The 5,071-nt window shown below is 60.0% G+C and carries 3 protein-coding genes and 2 pseudogenes; 3 read left to right on the top strand and 2 right to left on the bottom strand.

What is annotated here, in order from left to right; all coding sequences use genetic code 11:
• Window positions 1-835: pseudogene (locus EN884_RS25430) on the bottom strand (hypothetical protein); the annotation flags it as partial.
• A gap of 148 nt (window positions 836-983) precedes the next feature.
• Window positions 984-1,511: a hypothetical protein gene (locus EN884_RS25425; protein ID WP_063168699.1), complete on the bottom strand. Its 528-nt coding sequence runs from the start codon at window positions 1,509-1,511 to the stop codon at window positions 984-986.
• A 275-nt stretch (window positions 1,512-1,786) separates the two neighbouring features.
• On the opposite strand from EN884_RS25425, the gene EN884_RS25420 reads away from it, so the two are divergent.
• The 3 genes and pseudogenes from EN884_RS25420 to EN884_RS25410 form a co-directional block, all read left to right on the top strand.
• Window positions 1,787-2,389, top strand: a complete 603-nt coding sequence (locus EN884_RS25420; protein ID WP_013530455.1) for an ANTAR domain-containing response regulator — start codon at window positions 1,787-1,789, stop codon at window positions 2,387-2,389.
• Between the two features lie 2 nt (window positions 2,390-2,391).
• A complete protein-coding gene (locus tag EN884_RS25415; protein ID WP_063170300.1) occupies window positions 2,392-3,630 on the top strand; it encodes a CmpA/NrtA family ABC transporter substrate-binding protein in 1,239 nt (412 codons plus the stop codon).
• A 356-nt stretch (window positions 3,631-3,986) separates the two neighbouring features.
• Window positions 3,987-5,071: pseudogene (locus EN884_RS25410) on the top strand (CmpA/NrtA family ABC transporter substrate-binding protein); the annotation flags it as partial.

Raw genomic sequence — 5,071 nt, 5'->3', positions numbered from 1 at the left:
ACAGATAGCTGGGAAATGCTTTTCTTACGACGCTCTTTTTGCTCAACCGCACATCATGGACTTTTTCGCGAACTGCTTCACGCTCCCATTCACCGCGTTCAATCAATGCAAATACTTTCGCGCGGTTGGCTTCACCGCCAGGGCCAGGGTGCACGAGTATCTCAAATGCGCTTATCCAAAGCGACAGGGATCGGCCCCAGTCATATATCGTGGCGCCCGCGCTTTGCGGCATTTGCATTGCGGCATTAGCAGCGTTCAGAGAGCGAAATAGCGCAAGTTGTTCCCAGTGTGGCGTTCCGCCGGAAAATCTCTTCCTCCACCAGTCTAGCAAAACTTTTAGTAACGCTTCATCAATGTCCCAATCGCGAATCTGGACGACCGAAAGTCCTGGCGAGGAAAGCCCCCTAAATCCTTTGATCTGATGAAGTGCGCTTACGGCCGGAGTGTTCGCGATGAGGTGCTCGCCATTCCGATCGACCATCCAAGGATAAAGATCGAAAGAGTCAGAGTACATCGGTCGGGAATAATTGCGATGAGTTATGGCCGCAGCGCGTGCAAATGGGATGATGGACGCGGCAACGGCATCTCGAAAACCCGAGACAGCTTCGCTGTTGAGAAACTCGGCGGGCGTATCAGATCTCGCAACGAGCGCTGCGGGCGTAATCCTCACTCCGTGGCTGTTTGTAAACCTTCGGAAGAATGCTTTTAGATTTGGCTGCAGGGCAAAATTATCGGACAGGCGCGCGTCATCGCTGCCGATCATGGAGAATTGTTCTCCCTCAATCGGGTCTGTGACGACGATGTTCGGAAGCGCAGCGAGAATATTCCAACTCATCAAAGAAGCTCATTTCCCGGCATGATTATTTAGCGGTCGGCGCGACGCACATAAGCCTCGGCCGATCTAGGATATCGGTAGTGCGACTCTTTTCATGATCGGCTGATTGGCATCCAACGAAGCCGCAGACAATTGGATTCCGAATGATCTAGCGTTGCGCCGCTGCTCCCCGTCGATTTCTCTCCAACTCAACTCGACCAAAATTGGCGATAACGCTCTCACCCTCTTTATAGACTTTCAGCGCGAGATCTGAAGCATTGCTCAGCGTGTTGAGCGGCACACGTTTGATCGCTCGGCTTTTACGATCAGTAGCCTTCAATAATTTCGCAACGCTATTGGTCGCTAGAACATGTTCTCCACCGCTGTCGATAACCATACTGTGGGCGGCGAGGTTCCGAGCCCGGTTTACTTTTTCAACGCCGTCTGCGTAACGCAGGACTGGCTTCTTCCATTCGTCGTTGGATATCTGCGTGACAAATGCCTTCAGGATTTCAACTTTTCGGGCCGGGTCCAGGGCAGCGACAACCGCGAGTGTCAGCGCCTTCCCGCCAAGAGATAGAGCTGCCACCAAGACGGCATTTAACTGATTGTCTAAGAGTGAAGCCATGAGTACGATTCGGCCCACGACTTCACAGATCTCTTTTTCAGCTTCAGTCTCAGATTTCTTGTCGATCATTTTTCGTCCTCAGATCTGGTGCCGTTGCCGCCGTTGTAATCTCAACGCGATCAGCGCCATAGGCTGCTTGATCTCTGCCTTGGTTCCAGTTGCTGTTCCGGTCGTCTCAAACCGATTGACGTAGTGAATGCGTTAGCCGCAGTCGGTCCTACTGCCGCCAAAATCACAGCTATCCATTTCCAGCGTCCACCTCTATAGGCCTGCCAAGGCGTAGCGAGCACCGCTCTCTCTCGATACCGCATTGCACAATTCCCTCGCTTAGTCACAATGCAGGCATGGTTCGAACCGCACTCGCCGTCCTGGTGATCGATGAAAACCGCATCCGCGCCGCGATCATCGAGGCGGGTTTGCGCGAGGCCGGCCATGAGCGGGTCACCGTCATCCATGATGTGACCGGCATTGCGCGGCGGATCGCCGAGATCGAGCCCGATGTCATCGTCATCGATCTCGAAAACCCGAATCGCGACATGCTGGAAAACATGTTCCAGCTGTCGCGTGCCGTAAAACGGCCGATCGCCATGTTCGTCGACCGCTCCGACCAGGCCTCGATCGAGGCGGCGGTCGATGCCGGCGTTTCGGCCTATGTCGTCGACGGTCTGCGGCAAGAGCGCGTCAAGCCGATCCTCGACATGGCGGTCAGCCGCTTCAACGCCTTTTCGCGCATGGCACGCGAACTGGAAGAGGTTCGCGGCGAGCTCGAGAGCCGCAAGGTGATCGACCGTGCCAAGGGCATCCTGATGAAATCGCGCGGCCTCTCCGAAGAGGCGGCCTACACGCTGCTGCGCAAGACGGCGATGAACCAGAACCGCAAGATCGGCGACATCGCCCAAAGCCTGGTGACTGCCGCGGGGCTGCTGGGACCGGCGGAGGACGAATGAGCATGACTGCCGAGCACCAGATCACCGCCGGCTTCATGCCGCTTTTCGACAGCGCCGTGCTGGTCGCGGCCGGCGAGCTTGGCTTCGCCGCGCAAGAAGGCATCGATCTGAAGCTGCACCGCGAGACATCCTGGGCCAACATCCGCGACCGCATCGCCATCGGCCACTTCCATCTCGCGCATATGCTGGGACCGATGCCGCTCGCCTGCAATCTCGGGCTGACGCCGCTGGCCTCGGAAACCATCGTGCCGTTCTCGCTCGGCCTCGGCGGCAATTGCGTCACCATCTCCAATGCCGTTTGGGCCGGTATGGCGGCACACGGCGCCGAGGCCGACCTAGACCCGGCGCGCGCCGGTGCCGCACTTGGCGCGCTCATTCGCGAGCGCGCTGCGGCCGGTGGCGATCCGCTGCGCTTTGCCGTGGTGCATCCGCATTCCGGGCACAATTACGAATTGCGCTACTGGCTCGCCGCCTGCGGCATCGATCCGAGCCAAGAGATTGAGATCGTCATCGTGCCGCCGCCCTTCATGGCCGATGCGCTGGCCGCCGGCCGCATCGACGGCTACTGCGTCGGCGAACCCTGGAACAGCGCTACGGTGGCCGCCGGCACCGGCCACATCGTCACCGTCAAGGCGCGGATATGGCGCAACAGCCCGGAGAAGGTGATCGGCGTGCGCAAGGCTTGGGCAGATGAAAACCCCGAGGCCTTGGCGGCGCTGCTGCGCGCGCTGCATCACTCGGCGCGCTGGTGCCAGGATCCGGCCAACCATGGCGAACTGGCCGGGGTGATGGCGCAGGCCGGCTTCCTCGGCCTGCCGCCGACCGTGCAGATGCCGATCCTGACCGGCCATCTCCAACTGGGCGGCGGTGCGGAGCGGACCATCGACGACTTCTTCCTCCCCTTCGACAAGGCGGCGAACTTTCCGTGGAAGAGCCATGCGCTGTGGTTCTACACGCAGATGGTGCGCTGGGGGCACGTGGCGCACACGCCTGAAAGCCTTGCCATCGCCCGCGATTGCTACCGTCCCGACCTCTACCGTTCGGCGCTGAAGCCGCTCGGCGTCGCGCTTCCCGGCGCCAATTCGAAAGTCGAGGGTGCGCTCCAAATTGCCACCGCGGTCGGCGCGACAGGCGCCGGCCTTGTGCTCGGTCCTGACGGTTTCTTCGACGGTCAGATCTTCGATCCTGACGAGATCGATGCGTACATTACCGGCCAGAAATCTGCCGAGATTCAGGCCTGATCATTTCCGCGCCATCCTTGTGCATTGCACAAAAATTGTGCGCGCGATTGCCCTAATGAACAATCTTTGGCCTTCCGGCCATAGGGTTCAGTGCGCCGGCGATCAGCGCAGGCTGCGGATTTCATTGGCCTTTTTCACCTCTCTCAAAACTGGCACGGTTCCTGCTTTGAAATAGACAGGCCCTTTGCGGGTCACGGAACAGGCGTCCAATGGCGGGCGCCACAGGCAAAGCTGCCGCTCAGGTTCATGCGCGCTCCCGGTCACCCGGACGCGAAGACCTGGCTGGCGGCTTTTTTGTTTTGATCAACACGCAATCGACGACGCGGATCTCAAGCCGCGCCCAACCGGAGACGACGATGACGAAACGGATCAGGACTGGAACGACCCTCAAGGACATGACGCGCCGCGATTTTCTGGTCAGCAGCGCGATGACGGCCGGCCTGTTCGTGGCGGCCCGCAAGCTCTTCCCTTCCGGCGCCTATGCCGCGACCGCCACTCCGGAGGTCACCGGCGCCAAGCTCGGCTTCATTGCCCTCACCGATGCGGCCCCGCTGATGATCGCCAAGGAGAAGGGGCTGTTCGCCAAGTTCGGCATGCCCGATGTCGAGGTGCTCAAGCAGGCCTCCTGGGGTGCGACACGCGACAATCTGATGCTCGGCGGCGCGGCCAACGGCATCGACGGCGCTCATATCCTGACACCGCTGCCTTACCTCATGCACACCGGCAAGGTGACGCAGAACAACCAGCCGATGCCGATGGCGATCGTGGCTCGGCTCAACTACGACTGCCAGGGCATTTCGGTCGCCCAGGAATATGCCGGCACCGGTGTCGGCCTCGACGCCTCGAAGCTGAAAGACGCCTTCGCTGCCAAGAAGGCGACCGGCAAGGAAATCAAGGCCGCCATGACCTTCCCGGGCGGTACGCATGATCTGTGGCTGCGCTATTGGCTGGCCGCCGGCGGCATCGATCCCGACAAGGACGTCTCGACCATCGTCGTGCCGCCGCCGCAGATGGTGGCCAACATGAAGGTCGGCAATATGGACGTGTTCTGCGTCGGCGAGCCGTGGAACGAGCAACTCGTCCACCAGGGCGTGGGCTTCACCGCCGCCACGACAGGCGAATTGTGGAAGGGCCATCCCGAAAAGGCGCTCGGCCTGCGCGCCGAATTCATCGAGAAATATCCGAACGCCACCAAGGCGATCCTGATGGCCGTCATGGAAGCCCAGCAATGGTGCGAGGCCACCTAGAACAAGGACGAGATGGCCGCTATCATCGGCAAGCGGCAATGGATGAACGTGCCCGTCGCCGACATCATCGGCCGCCTCAAGGGCGACATCAACTATGGCAATGGCCGCGTCGCCAACGGCACCGATCTCTCCATGAAGTTCTGGAAGGGCGGCGTCTCTTATCCGTTCAAGAGCCATGATGCGTGGTTCCTTGC

The organism is Mesorhizobium sp. M7A.F.Ca.AU.001.01.1.1 (assembly GCF_004022735.1).
Lineage (GTDB): Bacteria > Pseudomonadota > Alphaproteobacteria > Rhizobiales > Rhizobiaceae > Mesorhizobium > Mesorhizobium ciceri.
The sequence above is the reverse complement of the archived record's forward strand: the minus strand, read 5'-3'. Positions and strand labels throughout refer to the sequence as shown.

Bases quoted from the DNA above. Each gene is read 5' to 3' on its own strand.
- EN884_RS25425 (WP_063168699.1), bottom strand. From the start codon at position 1,511: ATGATCGACAAGAAATCTGAGACTGAAGCTGAAAAAGAGATCTGTGAA.
- EN884_RS25420 (WP_013530455.1), top strand. From the start codon at position 1,787: ATGGTTCGAACCGCACTCGCCGTCCTGGTGATCGATGAAAACCGCATC.
- EN884_RS25415 (WP_063170300.1), top strand. From the start codon at position 2,392: ATGACTGCCGAGCACCAGATCACCGCCGGCTTCATGCCGCTTTTCGAC.